Annotated in this window: 9 protein-coding genes; 8 read left to right on the top strand and 1 reads right to left on the bottom strand. The window is 40.0% G+C overall.

The window, feature by feature from the left end; genetic code table 11:
* Window positions 1-79: 79 nt before the first annotated feature.
* The 8 genes from BLS59_RS27595 to BLS59_RS27560 all read left to right on the top strand — a co-directional run bounded on the left by BLS59_RS27595 (window position 80) and on the right by BLS59_RS27560 (window position 15,222).
* Window positions 80-652 carry an RNA polymerase sigma factor gene (locus BLS59_RS27595; protein ID WP_091155903.1) on the top strand — a complete coding sequence of 191 codons (573 nt, stop codon included), beginning with the start codon at window positions 80-82 and terminating at the stop codon, window positions 650-652.
* Between the two features lie 201 nt (window positions 653-853).
* Entirely contained in the window at window positions 854-1,927 is a 1,074-nt protein-coding gene (locus tag BLS59_RS27590) for a FecR family protein (protein WP_091155900.1), read from the top strand.
* 173 nt (window positions 1,928-2,100) lie between these two features.
* Entirely contained in the window at window positions 2,101-5,385 is a 3,285-nt protein-coding gene (locus tag BLS59_RS27585) for a SusC/RagA family TonB-linked outer membrane protein (RefSeq protein ID WP_162842795.1), read from the top strand.
* A 16-nt stretch (window positions 5,386-5,401) separates the two neighbouring features.
* A complete protein-coding gene (locus BLS59_RS27580; RefSeq protein WP_162842794.1) occupies window positions 5,402-7,285 on the top strand; it encodes a RagB/SusD family nutrient uptake outer membrane protein in 1,884 nt (627 codons plus the stop codon).
* Between the two features lie 76 nt (window positions 7,286-7,361).
* Window positions 7,362-7,784 (top strand): DUF5018-related domain-containing protein, encoded by a 423-nt coding sequence (locus BLS59_RS27575; protein ID WP_091155889.1) that lies wholly within the window; start codon window positions 7,362-7,364, stop codon window positions 7,782-7,784.
* Window positions 7,785-8,140: 356 nt separating this feature from the next.
* On the top strand, window positions 8,141-11,068 hold the full coding sequence (locus tag BLS59_RS27570) for a glycoside hydrolase domain-containing protein (protein WP_091155885.1): 2,928 nt from the start codon (window positions 8,141-8,143) through the stop codon (window positions 11,066-11,068).
* 79 nt (window positions 11,069-11,147) lie between these two features.
* On the top strand, window positions 11,148-13,406 hold the full coding sequence (locus tag BLS59_RS27565) for a beta-galactosidase (protein WP_162842793.1): 2,259 nt from the start codon (window positions 11,148-11,150) through the stop codon (window positions 13,404-13,406).
* Between the two features lie 4 nt (window positions 13,407-13,410).
* Window positions 13,411-15,222 carry a right-handed parallel beta-helix repeat-containing protein gene (locus tag BLS59_RS27560; protein ID WP_091155878.1) on the top strand — a complete coding sequence of 604 codons (1,812 nt, stop codon included), beginning with the start codon at window positions 13,411-13,413 and terminating at the stop codon, window positions 15,220-15,222.
* Window positions 15,223-15,318: 96 nt separating this feature from the next.
* On the opposite strand, the gene BLS59_RS27555 is transcribed toward BLS59_RS27560, so the two are convergent.
* On the bottom strand, window positions 15,319-15,741 hold the full coding sequence (locus BLS59_RS27555) for a DUF2846 domain-containing protein (protein ID WP_091155874.1): 423 nt from the start codon (window positions 15,739-15,741) through the stop codon (window positions 15,319-15,321).
* Between the last annotated feature and the right edge of the window lie 51 nt (window positions 15,742-15,792).

Genomic DNA, 15,792 nt, shown 5'->3' with positions numbered 1-15,792 from the left:
TGCAAATTTTTATAAATTCACTACTGCTGTGTAATCACTTTCGTTGTCATGAAAGGGTTTTCAAAGTTGTATTTGCGCCATGGATCAAAAATTAATACATCAATTGTTATGGGAGCGACTTAGATCGGGAGATAAAGATGCCTTTTTTGATCTTTACCAAAAGCTTTATTATTCATTAGTGAATTTTGGCATAAGGGTTTGTGCCGATGCTGATATCTCGAGCGAAGCTACAGATCATGTTTTCACAACTATTTGGGAAAAGCACGCAACCCTTAACCGTGTAGATAATGTTGAAGCCTACCTGCGTGTATTTTTAAAACGTAAACTGTTCAAGGTATTAGAGCGAAAACGAAAGATCAGCGAGGCATTGCTTAAAGCCGGTGTAGAAGGCAATTGGATAGAAATGAGTTATGAAGAGTTTATTGTAAAGGTACAGCAGGATGAATGGACACAATACAAATTAAAGGCGGCGCTTGCCAAGCTTACGTATCGTCAAAAACAACTCATTCATCTTAAATTCTTTGAGGGGTTAAGTTATGAGCAAATTGCAAGTCAAACAAACCAAACTATAAAAACGGCTTATAACACTATTTATGATGCCCTTAAAGTATTACGAAAGGAATTCAATGGCGATTATTTTCAATCCGTTTAGTCAAATTATATAATTACGCAGATTCCTCAACCACTTTTCTTCCCGGTTTCATTGTTCCGTTTTAAAGTATAAAGTCGTCCTGCTTTTACCATTATCTGCCGTTTTATCAGGGTGGTTTTAATAGCCGAAAAAATAATTGAAAATTTCTTTAGGAAAAAATCAACTATTTAGGCACTTCATATTATAAACCAATTAATACCCATGGGGAATGATTACCAAAACCCGGAAGACCTTTTAATAGATAGCACATTTCAAAAATATTGCGCAGGAACCGATAAGCATAGTAAGGCTTATTGGGAAAAGTGGATTAATGAAAATGCCGATAAAAAAGAATTATTTGATGCGGCAGTTAAGCTGTATTATATTTTAAATGGCAATAAAAAACCAGTTGATAAACAATTGATTCTGTTGGAATCAAAATTAGAAACACCAACACCAGCTAAGATCATTCCGCTTGGAAGCAGGCATAACATTTTGAAAATTGCTGTGGCTGCTGCTGCGGTAATTATAGGTTCATTATTGTTTTTCCGTTATCAAACGTTCAAATCAGAAAACGACGTAACAAACCGTACCGCTGTGTATACTGCAAATAATGGCGTAAAAAGAAAAATTGTTTTGGAAGATGGCACACAAGTTTTTTTAAACTCGGCAAGCAAGCTTACGGTTTACAAAGACTTCAATAAAAATGACCGCGAAGTGTTTTTATCGGGTGAAGCTTTTTTTGATGTGGCCCATAACAAGAAAAAACCTTTTAAAGTATTTACAGAAAAATTTAATGTGAAGGTTTTAGGAACCTCGTTTAATATAAAAACCTATAAGGGTGATAATACCTCAGAAATTACTTTGTTGCGGGGGGCCATTACTATGGAAGATAACCGGAACCCGGGGAGTTTAATAACCATGAGGCCCAGTCAAAAAGTAATAGTTTACGCCAACGTAAAAAAGCAGGAAAAGAAAACTAATGCTTTAAGAGGCAGTCATTTACCTTCGGAAATCGCAATAAATCATTATACGCTTGGTAGCGACAGTAGTGTTGCTGAAATAGCCTGGTCAAAAAACCGGATTGAAATTAGCGATCAAACCTTTGCAGATATTAAACCCATTTTAGAACGGTGGTACAACGTAAACATCCAGTTTGCACCACCCGGTTTTAGCGATTACAGGTTTACCGCAACTTTTAATAACGAAAGCATTACCGATGTTTTAAACGCCTTACAAAAAGCACACCATTTTAAATATTCACTAACCAAAAACAATATAATAATATCAAAATAAAAAGGGAATACTGCGTCAACAGCATCCCCTCAAATTTTTGATCAAACTAAGCTGTTTATCCTTTGACTCAGGGCAGCTTAATTTTTAGCAACCAAAAACTCAAAAATATGATTAATTACTACGTAATGCAACAGCGGCGATTGCTTATGCTGCTCTTCAAATTCCTAATGTTAATGAAAATAACATTTTTTGTGATACTTGTTACCTGCCTGCAAGTGTCGGCATCGGTATTTTCTCAGGAAAAGATTTCTTTAAATGTAAAAAATGTTAAGCTGCCAAATGCTTTGCATGTTATTGAAAAACAGAGCAATTATCACTTTGTGTACAATTCGGCCTATATCCCGGCTGAAAAAAATGTTACCTTAAAAGTTACCGATGCCCCGGTAACCGATATATTGAATAAGCTACTGGAAGACATGGACCTAAGCTTTTCAATTGGTAATAATGGTTTAATAGTTATCAATAAAAAGGGTGTTGATTATTTTCAGGATATTACCGTAACCGGTGCCGTTACCGATACTACAGGTGCGGTGCTTGCAGGCGTTACTGTATCTGTAAAGGGGGTAAGGGGGCTTGGTGTTTCTACCGATGTCAGCGGTAAATTTACGTTGAAAGTACCAGATAACTCCACCCTTGTTTTTTCGCTCATTGGCTTTCAAACGTTAGAAATACCAGCCACAACTACGCCAATGGCGATATCACTTAAATTGGCCAGTAATCATTTAGACGAGGTTGTGGTTCAGGCGTATGGTACAACTACCAAACGTAAAACTACCAGCGCTATTGCAACCTTGGATATGAAAAATGTAGCGTCTATACCAGTTCAATCCATTAATGACGCGGTTGCCGGCAGATTAGCCGGTGTGATAGTTACCGCAAGCGATGGAGCGCCAGGGTCCAAAAGCAGTATATCTATACGTGGTGGAAGTTCACCTATATTCGTAATTGATAACATTCTCCGGTCGGCAAATGATTTTGCCAATTTGAACCCCAATGATATCGCCGATTATTCGATATTAAAAGATGCCGCAGCTACAGCCTTATATGGGGTGTCAGGAGCAAATGGTGTTGTTTTGGTAACTACAAAACGCGGCGCAGTAGGGAAGACGAGTATCAACTATTCCTACAACCAGATTTTTTCACAGCCTACTTTATTCCCCAAAAAAGTAAGCTCGTATGATCAGGTAGTAGCTTTAAATCGCTTGTATGCCGATGAGGGAAAAGGCGTTTACAAATCTCCCGAAGATGTGGAGAAATATAGAACGGGCTCCGATCCTTTAAATTTTCCGAATACTGATTGGCAGGCATTAACCATGAAGAATTTTGCTCCGGAAATGCGCCATGATTTGTCAGTATCTTCAGGTACCAAATTGCTCACTTACTATGCTGGTCTTTCTTATTACGATCAGGGAACCATATTAAGAACCGATAATAACTATAATAAAAGAACAACTTTTAGATTAAATACCACCAGTAATTTCGAAAAGGTCAATTTAAAAGTTACCACAGGAATAGACGGTTTCGTCGAGAGCAATTCAGCACCGGTATCCGGATTCTATGGTGTGTTTAGCCATATACAAAATAAGGGTGCTACCCAGTTAGGAAAGAACGAATTTGGGCTTCCAACTACCATTCCTGATAATCCCTTACGTGAGCTTGACCCCACTGCCGGCTACAATCGCGGTTTTTCTAAAATTCTTAACACCAACCTTGGCCTGGAATATAGCGCCCCATTTTTAGATGGATTGAAAATAAAAGCAAATGGCGCTTACACCTCATATAACAATGTGGGTAAAACTTGGAATTATCTGGCGCCGGGATATGCAATTGGTAGCACTACACCAGTTTATGCCAACGCTCCGAGTTTAACCTCAAGCCAGGGTCAGGGCAGCACCATGACTTTACAAGGATATTTATTGTATAGTAAAACCTTTGGCGATCATAAAATTGATTTTACTGGCGTTTATGAACAGCAACGGGATAACTCGTCCAATGTTTCAGGAACCAGAAAAGGTTATCAAATTATTTATGATCAAATAATAGCGGGGCCGGCGCTTGATCAATCAGTAGATGGAGGCGAATCAGAATCTGCTCGTGCAGGATTTTTAGCCAGGTTAACCTACAGCTATAAATCTAAATATACGGTTGAAGGCTCTATCCGTCGTGACGGAGATTATCTCTTTGTTCCGGGCAAGCAGTGGGGTACTTTTTACGCGGCCTCGGCAAACTATCTCATCTCCGAAGAGAAGTTTATGCAATTTTTAAAGGATAAGCGCATTTTCGACCTGTTAAAACTAAGGGGATCATTTGGCAGGCTGGGTGACAAAAGCGGTGTAGGAGCATTTCAATACATCTCCGCTTATAACATTAACCCAACGGCGTGGGTAATTAATGGTAACCAGGTACAAGGAACATCAGAACCAGGGAATTTGCCGAATAGCAATTATTCCTGGCAAACCATTAACAGCAGAGATCTGGCATTAGAATTTGCCACGCTGGATAGCAGGCTGAACGGTACGTTTGACTATTATTATACCCGCAGAACAGGCTTTGTAACAACCAACCCTATATTTTCCGAAACATTAGGCATTGGCCTGCCTTTAATTAATTTTCAAGCTGGTGCCTTCAGAACAGAGGGGTTTGATTTTAATGTAAACTGGGCAAGTAATATAAGTGGTTTTAACTATAAAGTTGGCTTTAATTTCACCAAATACAATTCATTATGGGAACGCAATCCGGCTGATGATGAAGCGGGCTTAAAAAATCCGTATACAAGATCATCTGGTACCGCAGGCGGTTTTTTAACAACGGGTTATTATAATTTGGGTTACTACACTAACAACAATCAATTACTAACAGGGGCTCGTAACATAGGTGCAACGAATGTTGTGGCCGGTGATTTAAAATACGAGGATGTAAATGGCGACGGTCAGATTAATGGAGATGACAACAGGCTGATTGGCAGTAACACTTTTCCACGAATAAATTATGGTATAACTATTGATCTGGGTTATAAGGGTTTTAGTTTCAGCGCTGTAGTACAGGGTTCTGGCAATAGAGACAGGTATCTTGGTGCAGCGGTGCAGGGGTCAGATTTGCAAAATCAATTTTTTTATGCTTTCCAGCAAGATTATTGGCGCCCTGATAATACCAATGCGCTTTTCCCAAGGGCAGTTACCGCAACAAGCGTAAATGGCAGTAACAATTTTGCCTCTTCCGATTTTTGGTTGATTAAATCAAAGTATATACGTTTAAAATCTGCACAATTTGGTTATGATTTCAAGAAAACGGTACTTAAAAAGTCTGCATTTCAAACATTGCGTCTTTTTGTGTCCGGTACCAATTTGCTAACCGCATCCAACAGTAAAAAATATTTTATTGATCCTGAATCAGATCCAAGTAACTACGGATATCCTATTCAGCGTACGATTGCGATAGGTCTAAATGCAGGATTTTAATTTAAAAAATTACAAAATGAAAAAAATTATAGCAATTATAGGACTTTTAGCCAGTGTAACGGTTTTAAATTCCTGCAAAAAAGTTTTAGACGCACAGCCTTATGACAGAGTTGCCGCAGATGTAATTTGGAGCAATAAAGCCAATGCTGAAACATTTATTTATGGCACCTATGGTATTATGTATGCATACGGTAGCGGCCCTGGTGTAGATACCCGAACCACTAATATTTTAGCATCATACGGCACCGCAGGCAACGCTTATCCGGTTTTTAGCGAATCACTAACCAATAGAAGTGATTACGGTTTTGATAATTGGGCAGATATACGCCGGTGCAATGTTATTATTCAAAATGTGGGCGCATCTACCAGTATATCAGATGCAGATAAGAAAGCTTTGATTGCAGAGGGTAAGTTTTTAAGAGCGATGTCTTATTTCAATATCGCCAGAATTACAGGCCGTATTGTTTGGATAGATAAACCTCTAACCGAAAATGATAACTTCAAACTCCCTACAACTGCCAATCCATCAGAAAGTTATAAATATATTATAAAAGATCTGGAAGACGCGGTTGCAGATTTACCCACTACAAAAATTGCCGGCAGGGCTAACAAATACGTGGCCGCGGCTTTTTTAACAGAGGTATGTTTGGAGGCGCTGGCTTATAAAAACTACCCGGCTGCGCCAAATGTAAATACAGCAGATCCATTATTGGATGAAATTATTACAAATGCTCAATTAGTTATTGGTGGCGGGTATGCTTTAGAGACCGATTATGAAGGTATGTTCAATGAAACCAAAAGCACTTCCCCTGAAATTATTTATGCCATCTATAATAAGGCCCTTAATACCGTTGTGCAGAACACGCCTATGCAGAATAGCATACCTAATATCACAGCGGATAAAATTAAAAAATTTGACGGCTCTCCATTATTTAATAAATCAGTACCGTTTGAGTGCTGGCCAGAGAATTTCCCCGCGCAAAACTTAACAGATGATTATTTAACAATTGACAAATCAGATCCTACAAAAGTTTTGCCTTGGAATCAAACATCGCAATATAAAAATGCAGTAGATGAAAGCGTAAATGTAACGGCTCCGTTTACCAGGCTGGGATTCCCGCAGAATAAAGTGCCCGTATCAGCAGATGAAACCCAGATAAAACAAGGACGCATTAAGCCTGGCAGTACTGAAACAATGTGGACATTAACCAACGAAAATCGCGATGCCCGTTGGCATGCATCCATCATCAGTGACTCTACCAGCTTTTATGGCGAGTTATTTACCACCTGTTTACGGGGCAATGCCGGTCGCTGGCTTGGTATTAATGGTGGCGAATATGGATTTGGGCTGAGCAATATGTATTGGAGAAAAGGAGTATATACCAATGTATCACCATCATTCCTTAATACCGTATCAACAGATTATCATTATGTATGTATGCGTTTGGGTAGAGTTTATCTGAATCTTGCCGAGGCTTATTTACTTAAAGGAGATGTACCTAACGCCGTAGCCAATTTAAATAAAACACGTGTAACACACGGTCAAATACCGCAATCAGCAGCTGGTAACCTAACCGATGCCTGGAAAGATTATAAAAGAGAACGTCGTGTAGAACTCACGGAAGAAAATGATCACTATTACAGCTTGTTAAGATGGGGCAGATTTGGTGCAGAGGCTAATGACGGCATAGCATCGAATGGAACAATAATCGAATTAACTGAGCCAATTCGTGTAATGGATGTTTCTAAAGACCGTAAATCTTTTTCTATCGTTACCGGCGCTTTTGGTAATGGATATAATCAGCGTCGGTTTGAGCCGAATAGACGGTATTTGTTTCCGATTGCACAAGGTTATATAGATAACAACCCGAGCTTCGGACCTCAAAATTCAGGATGGTAATCACACAAAAAAAAATGATATGAAAAATAAATTTAATTCTATATATTCTCTATTAGCCCTAATTACGATCGTGCTAATGTCATCGTGTTTAAAAAAGAGCCTGCCAGAATACCCATCATTTAATGAAAACGAGATTTCATTGGTAAACGCAGAGTATCGTTTTGATGGTGGTCAAACCATGAACGGTCAGCCAGTTGTCGCCTATCAAAAGTTAAATGTAACGCAAACAGTTGATGAAAGTAACTCAACGATAAATATTATAATAAGCGTGCCGGCTGCCAATGATCAGTTTACGGCAGAAGAAAAGGCTAAGGTTGTACAAACCAACCTGTGGTTTTATATGAACATATCAACCGCTGCAACTATAAAACCAGTGACGGGTACCCCTGCCCTGGGCGACCCTACCGATGCAACCAAACCATTGAAGTATGAGGTTACCGCCGCAAACGGAAACAAAAGGGTATGGACAATAAACGTTACATCGTTTACCAATAATTAGCATCACAATTAGTATCAAATTTAAAAGCGGCGTAGCATACCAGCGCCGCTTTTTTAAATTTTAGTAAAACAATTGCACGGAGCATACCGCGGTTCTGGGCGTGTTTTAATGTGGTAGCTTTTGCGCTGACGGTGTAAACTATGGGGATTCAAAAAACTAATTCTCCGGAGCATTTTTATCAAACGTTTGTGTTGGGTTTTAACACAACAACGCTCTTGTTTTGGTAGTGCAATCATTATTTTGCAGAGGCTAACCTTAGTTAATACCAATAATTTGTTGGCAAACCCTAACATCAACATACGCTAAAGATCTGCTCCGTTTTAAAATTTATTCTTCCTATTATTTATTGAACAACAATGAAAATAAGCTCCGTCACAATAATACTGTCTTTATTAACTACTACCGCCCTTGCGCAGGGCATAAGCTATGAGGTTTCAAAAAGCCCCTGGACCGATACCCTGGGTAACCATCGTGCGGTAATTAAAGTGGATAAAAATGCCGATGCGGTAGAAATAAAAATTGATTGGCGAAGAAGGGATATTGATGCCGATAAAAAGGCAATTATTATTACAGATGAAGCCGGCAAGCCTGTTGTTAATATTTACCGGGTAAATATTAACAGGGAACAAGGCGATCTGGTTTTTCAGCCGAATAAGGGAGCCGGAAAATATTTTGTGTATTACTACCCGTGGCATGGCAAAAAATATGACGGCGGTTTTGAAGGTGATTATCTGAAAAAGGAAACATTGCCAAACGGGGATTGGGTGCAGAAGAATAAGCTTTCGGTAAAAGCTCCTCATAACCTTCAGCAAGCTAAATTACTGCAGATAGAGTCGCGCACATCATTTGACAGTTTTTACCCAATGGAGGTGGTGGCCAAAAAACAAGAAGCTGATAACTTGATTAGCCAGTCCAATTCACCTTACCTGGTTTTTCCCGAAGACAGGAAATACCCCATCAAAATGTTTGATGATTTACCCTATAAATGGATAAAAACAGGTACATCAAACTCTTTTCAGGGCAGTGCCCTGCGTAATGAGTATTATGTTTTTCAGTTAGGAGTTTTCGCTTCAAAACAAGCATTAAAAAATGTTAAGATCGAATATATAAATGCGCCTTACCCCGCAACCTGTTTTAATACAGAGGGCAATGATTCTAAAGGGAAATACTTTACCAAAATTATAAACATCCAACAAGGGAAGGTTCAACCGTTCTGGATAGGGCTTGATATTCCTGAAAATGCTAAGCCTGGGATTAAAGAGTTTCAGGTAAAAGTTACGCCAGAGAACGCGCCGGCACACATTGTTACCGTAAAAATAAACATCCAAAATGAAACAATTGTAAACCGGGGCGATGATGAACTATGGCGCTACTCGCGTTTACGGTGGCTTAATTCAACGATGGGTATCAATGATAAAAACACCAGTAATTATACAGCGTTGCAAATAAATAACCGCGAAATAAGGTCAAAAATGGCCGCTGTTGTTTTGAATGATGAGGGTATGCCCGGCGCTATTTCTGTTCATAATAAACAAATATTGCAAAGTCCCATTTCTTTTGCTGTTGAAACAGATAAGGGGATAATGCAGCTGAGGGCAGGCAAAGTAACGTTCACAAAAAAGGCGAGCGGCGTAGTTGAATGGACAAGCACTTCAGAGAATGATTCACTTAAAATTAACTACACCGGCAGTATGGAATCTGACGGTTATTTGCATTATTCGTTAAATGTACGCCCCAAAATAAACCTGCAGGTAAAAGATATCCACCTGAATTTGCCCATTAATAAAAACGATGCGAAATACTTTATGGGCATGGGCTCAGGAGCCGAACTTACACCCGTAAAATACGACTGGAAATGGAAAGGCCCCTATGATTCTTACTGGATAGGTGATTACGATGCAGGCATTTATTGTAAACTATTAGGGGCAACCTACTCGGGGCCCATGCTAAATTTGTACCATCCGGCACCACCGCCTTCCTGGTATAATAATAATGCGGGTGGCTTCCGTATTGGCTCAGATAATGCTGCTGTAAACACACAGGCGTTTACCGGCGAAAGAGCTTTGAAAAAAGATAGCAGTTTACAATTTGAGTTTTCGCTGCTGATAACCCCTTTTAAAGAGGTTGATACCAAAAAGCAGTTTACAGAACGGTACTATCAAAGTTATATGGGCATTCCGGCCCCACCTCAGTCGGCGGTGGATGCAGGTATAAAAATAGTGAACGTTCACCACGCTAATCGCATCAACCCGTACATTAACTATCCTTTTATCAGGGCCGATAGCATAAGAGCATTTGCAGACTATTGGCATAAAAAAGGCATCAAAACAAAAATATATTATACCATTCGCGAACTTTCAAACCAGGCGGCAGAAATATGGGCATTAAGAAGTTTAGGAACAGAAATTTATGCCGATGGCGATGGCGGAGGCTATTTGTGGCTGCGGGAGCATTTAATTAAGCATTATGATGTACAATGGTTTACCCCCATTATTGGTTATGAGGCCTGCGATGCCGCCATCTTAACCAGTGGCGATTCGCGCTGGTTTAATTATTACATAGAAGGGTTGAACTGGATATTACGGAAAACCAATATCGACGGGCTTTATCTTGATGATGTTTCCTATGACAGGGCTATGCTGAAGCGGATGCGCAAAGTGATGGAAAATGTGAAACCCGATTGTGTTATAGATCTGCATTCAAATACCGGCTTTTCAATCGGTCCGGCAGCAAAGTATACCGACTTTTTCCCTTACATCAACAAACTTTGGTTTGGCGAAAGCTTCATGTACAACAAGATGTCGCCGGCCAATTGGATGGTGGAAACCTCGGGCATACCATTTGGGTTAACGGGCGATATGCTGTTTCAATGCGGTAACGCCTGGCGTGGAATGTTATACGGCATGTCGTCGCGATTGGGATGGAGTACTGATGGTATTATTTGCGACCCCCGGCCGCTTTGGAAAACCTGGGACGAATTTGGTGTTGCCGATGCTAAAATGATAGGCTACTGGCAGCAGGATAAAGTTGTGACCACCTCAAACCCCGATGTGCTGGCAACAGCTTATGTAAAAAACGGGCATATGCTCATCGCTATTGCCAGCTGGGCGAAAAATACAGCGCAGGTTACCATAAATATCGACTGGAAAAAACTGGGATGGGTACCTAAAACAGCGGTATTAACAGCAAAGGCAATTGATAATTTTCAATCGGCAAATACCTACAAGTTAACCGACCAGATTACCATTGACCCAACTAAAGGCTGCTTGCTTGAAGTAAACTAATTTTAACAAGCTCAAGCCATATAAATGTGTATGACCAGAAAATATAAGTTTTAATATGAAATTTTTAAAAAGTATCGAAATGAGAAGGATAATCTTCTTTGTATTGATAAATATGTTTTTCTGTTTCAGTTGTTTAGCACAAAACACTGTTTATGAAATAGATTTAACGCATGGCCAAATACCCCGGCAAGTTCCTTTAAACTTCTCCGGGGAAAGCCCTTCGGGCACAACCTTAAGTGTAAATAGCCGTTATTTTGAACGTAATGGAAAACCCTGGTTCCCGATGATGGGCGAGATGCACTACAACCGTGTACCTGCCCAAAATTGGGAAACGGAAATTGTAAAAATGAAAAGTGCAGGCCTTTCTATAATTGCAACTTATGTTTTTTGGAACGAGCACGAACTTGCCAAAGGACAATGGGATTGGAAAAACAACCGCGACCTGCGGCATTTTCTGCAGCTTTGCGCCAATCAAAAAATGCTGGTTTGGCTTCGCATTGGTCCGTGGAGCCATGGCGAGCAATTAAACGGTGGCTTCCCCGATTGGGTACAGCAAATGAAAGGGCACAGAAGCAATAACCCGGAATATTTAAAAGAATCTACCACCCTTTTTAATCAAATAGGACAACAAACCAATGGGATGTACTTTAACGAAGGAGGCCCTGTAATTGGCGTACAACTGGAGAATGAATATGCCAGCGGGCAGGCCGAACACATCAGTAAATTAAAGGAAATTGCACAGCAAGCAAATATAAAACCCGTTTATTGGTCAGTAACCGCCAATACAGTTTTTGATGATAATAAAATGGAAGTGATACCCTTGCAGGGTTCGTACGCATATCGTGGCTGGGAAAAAGCAGGTGGCGGCGCTACCAAAGATTTTTTATATGGAGATGATCAATGGATCATGACGGATGCCATAGGTAAGGTTTTTTATGACGTTACAAAGTTTCCTAAAGGCTTATGTGAACAGGGGGCGGGCAGTCAAATGACCTATCCAAATCGCTTTGTTGTTGCGCCTGAAGTGGTTGAAGCACATCTTCAAAACCAAATTGGCCGGGGAATGAATTTGATTGGTTATTATATGTTTCACGGCGGTACACAAACCCCGGGACTAAAAGAACCGGGGTTGCCAGAAAGTTACGATTTTCAAGCCCCTATCAGCGAGTTTGGATTACTCAGGCCATCGTACAAATACCTTAAGATCCTCCATTCTTTTGTTAACGATTTTGGGACAGATTTGGCAAAGATGACAGTCTTTGAACCGGAAAATCCGGTGCGCAACGAAATGGATACCAAAAACCTCAGGTATGTTGCACGCGCAAATGGCAGTAGTGGGTTTCTATTCTTAGGTAATACACAGGTACGTGTAACAATGCCCGATAAAACGGTAACAATGCGGGTAAACTTACCGGGGGAAACCATCAATTTTCCATCCATTATAGTCAAAGGCCAAACCACTGCAATATTGCCGTTTAATTTAAAGGCCGGGGCCGCTATTATAAAATATGTTACCGCACAACCCCTTGCCCGAATTATAACCGGAAAAAACATTACCCTATTTTTTCAGCAGTTGCCAGGCGTAAAGCCGCAAGTGGCAATAGATGCAAATACAATAAAGACCCAAAACTTTAAAGGCTGGCAAAGCCGGATGGAGAAATATCAGTTGCGGTTAAAAGCTATTGATAAAGCAGATATTACTTTTTCAGATACCAGGGGCAACACCATCACCTTGGTTTTCTTAACCCGCCAGCAGGCCGAAAATGCCTGGCGAATTAAACTTAAACAGCATGACGCATTATTGATTACCACAGCAGATGTTTTGGCCGAAAATAAAAAAATAACGCTTCAGCAAATTAACAGTAATGATTTTAAATGGCAGGTTTATCCCAGGGCATTAAATGCGTTTGCAAACAGCAAACCTAGTACGGCAAGCACTAATTCGTTATTTGATAATTATCAGTTTAAAGTGCAATCATATGTATCAACGGTATCAATAAAATATCCGCAGAAACAAAACGCGGTAATTAATGTGCCAGCGAGGTTGCCGGCTAACCTTGCCGATATCATATTAAATGTTGATTACCTTGGTGGTTCCTGCAAATTAATACAGCAACAAACCATAAAAACCGATAACCTGTTTAACGGTACCACCTGGCAAATTGGCCTGAACAGATTTATTGGGAATGGCAACGTTACACTGAATATTGAAGACTGGAACGATGAAATTACCGGTTTGCCAGGCGCATTGGTAAATAGTATAAAATCCAAAGGCAGCATATTTAAAAGTATAACAGCATCGCCTCAATATCAAACTATATTAAGCTTGAATAACTAACCCAATGAAAAACTATTTTTTATACCTGATACTATTAAGCTGCAGTTTTAATTTAAGCGCGCAAACTATTGATGTAACGCAATATGGCGCCAGGCCCAATAGCTTTGCTGATGCTACCGGAAGTGTAAAGAAAGCGATTGAAGCCAGTAAAAAACTAAGTGAGCCGATGTTAAACTTTCCTAAAGGGAGGTATGATTTTTGGCCCGATATTGCTACTGAAACACATTACTATATTACAAACTCCTCATCTGAAGAAGAGTTCCCTGTTAAAAAACAACGGGTGGGTTTGTATTTGAAAGGCGCAAAAAATCTTACTATTGAAGGAAACGGATCGGTATTTGTTTTTCATGGGAAAATGATAACATTGGTTATCGACAGCAGCGAACGGGTAAGGATACAAAACCTTTCTGTAAACTACGAGCGCCCGGGTATGTCTGAAATGACGTTGAAAGAAGTAACGGCTTCAAGTGTTATTGCCAGCATTCACCCCGATTCGAAATTTGATATTATTGACGGCAGGTTGGAATGGTACGGTGAAAAATGGCTGACCAAAAATTACCATGCTGTTTTAGTTAGCCCGGATAAAGGAATGCTGCTATACAGTAGCTGGGAACCATTTTTAAAAAGCAAAGCCGAAGTAATAGCACCGCTAACGGTGAAGTTTACCGGTGATTTTTCACAATTTAACGGTAAGCCCGGCGAAGTTTTGACTATCAGAGATCGCTACCGCGATTATGTTGGTGCATTTAACAACCGATCTGAAAATATTTCATTGCACAACCTGCATATGTACTCTATGCATGGCCTGGGTATTGTATCGCAGTTTTGCGAGAATTTAAATTACGACAGCGTTTTTGTAGCGCCTGAGAAAGGCAGCGGCAGGGTAATTGCCTCATCGGCTGATGGGATGCATTTTTCAGGCTGTAAAGGGCAAATCACCATCAACAACTGCCGTTTTAATGGTTTGCATGATGATCCGGTAAACGTTCATGGTACACACCTTAAAATAACTGAAATTGTATCGCCTACGGTGTTAAAACTTCGGTTTATGCATGCTCAAACGTATGGGTTTGAGGCTTTTTCAACTGGCGATACCGTGGCATATCTGCATACGGCCTCACTTCAAATTTTTGGACAAGGGGTAATTAAAACTGCCAGCCTTATTTCTGAGCGCGAAATGCTGGTTGAAATGCAAAAGCCACTTGGCAGCGATATAAAAGTAGGCGATGCGTTTGAAAATATCACCTGGACACCGTCAGTTACCATTAAAAATTCACGGTTTGAAGGTACCATATCCCGTGGCACTTTAGTTACCACCCGCCGTAAGGTACTTATAGAAAACAATATTTATTACCGCACCGGCATGCAAGCCATTTTAATTGAAAATGATGCATCGGGTTGGTATGAATCGGGTCCGGTTACCGATGTTACCATACGAAATAATCAATTTATAGAGTGTGGGTACAATTCATCGCCCGATAATTATATCATCAGTATCAATCCGCAAAACCATCAGCCCGTGCCCAAATACTATGTGCATAAAAACATCCGCATTGAAAATAATATATTCAAGGTGTATGATTATCCGGTGCTATCGGCCAGGAGTACTAACGGGCTTTATTTTATTAATAATGAAATAGTAAAATCTGATTTTATGCAGCCGGGTAAAAAACGACCGGCATTTAATTTTATAACCTGTACTAAAGTAAAAATAGCCAACAATAAGTTTCGGGAGAAAGGGGCTTGTGATATCAGCGTTAACCAGATGGTAAAGGGCGATATACAATCAGATATAAAATATCAATTGTATCCATAGCACATTGTTAGTGGTTGGGCCAGTGCAGGGGAAGTGTATTATCCGGGCGGGGACGCACCCCGCCCGGATAATGAATCTTAAAATAGCTATCTGCTATTACTTAGACAGGCAATCCTTTTTTTGTTTCGATTTTGCTAAAACAGGATCAGCCGAGTTTTGCGTAATTTCCTGGCAAGTAATTTTATTTGCATATCCTGCCTGGGTACTTACTACGCTAACATAGTTTATTTTCCCCTCGACTACGGTGATCTTTAACGGCGGCGATTTTTTTCCGTTTGATAGTCCACCGCTAACTACACTAACGGTATGATCGCCCACCGCTAAATCATGTATGGAAAAAGACTTGTTCTTTAGCTTGCAAATTAATTGGTCATCAACATAAAATGAATAATTAACAGCAGAGCCGGTAAATCCTGTATGTCGGATCAAATAAAGCTGTCCTGTTTTTGCTTGTGCAAAAGCGCCAAAAGAGGTTGTTAGAAAAAATGCCAGCAGCGAGAATAATTTAATTGCTTTCATAGGAGTTAGTGTAAAATTTCGGATTAGATTAATTACCACAATATAGGAAAA

It is taken from the genome of Mucilaginibacter pineti, from assembly GCF_900101875.1.
GTDB lineage: Bacteria > Bacteroidota > Bacteroidia > Sphingobacteriales > Sphingobacteriaceae > Mucilaginibacter > Mucilaginibacter pineti.
Note: the sequence above shows the minus strand (reverse complement) of the source record. Positions and strands in the feature narration are given on the sequence as shown.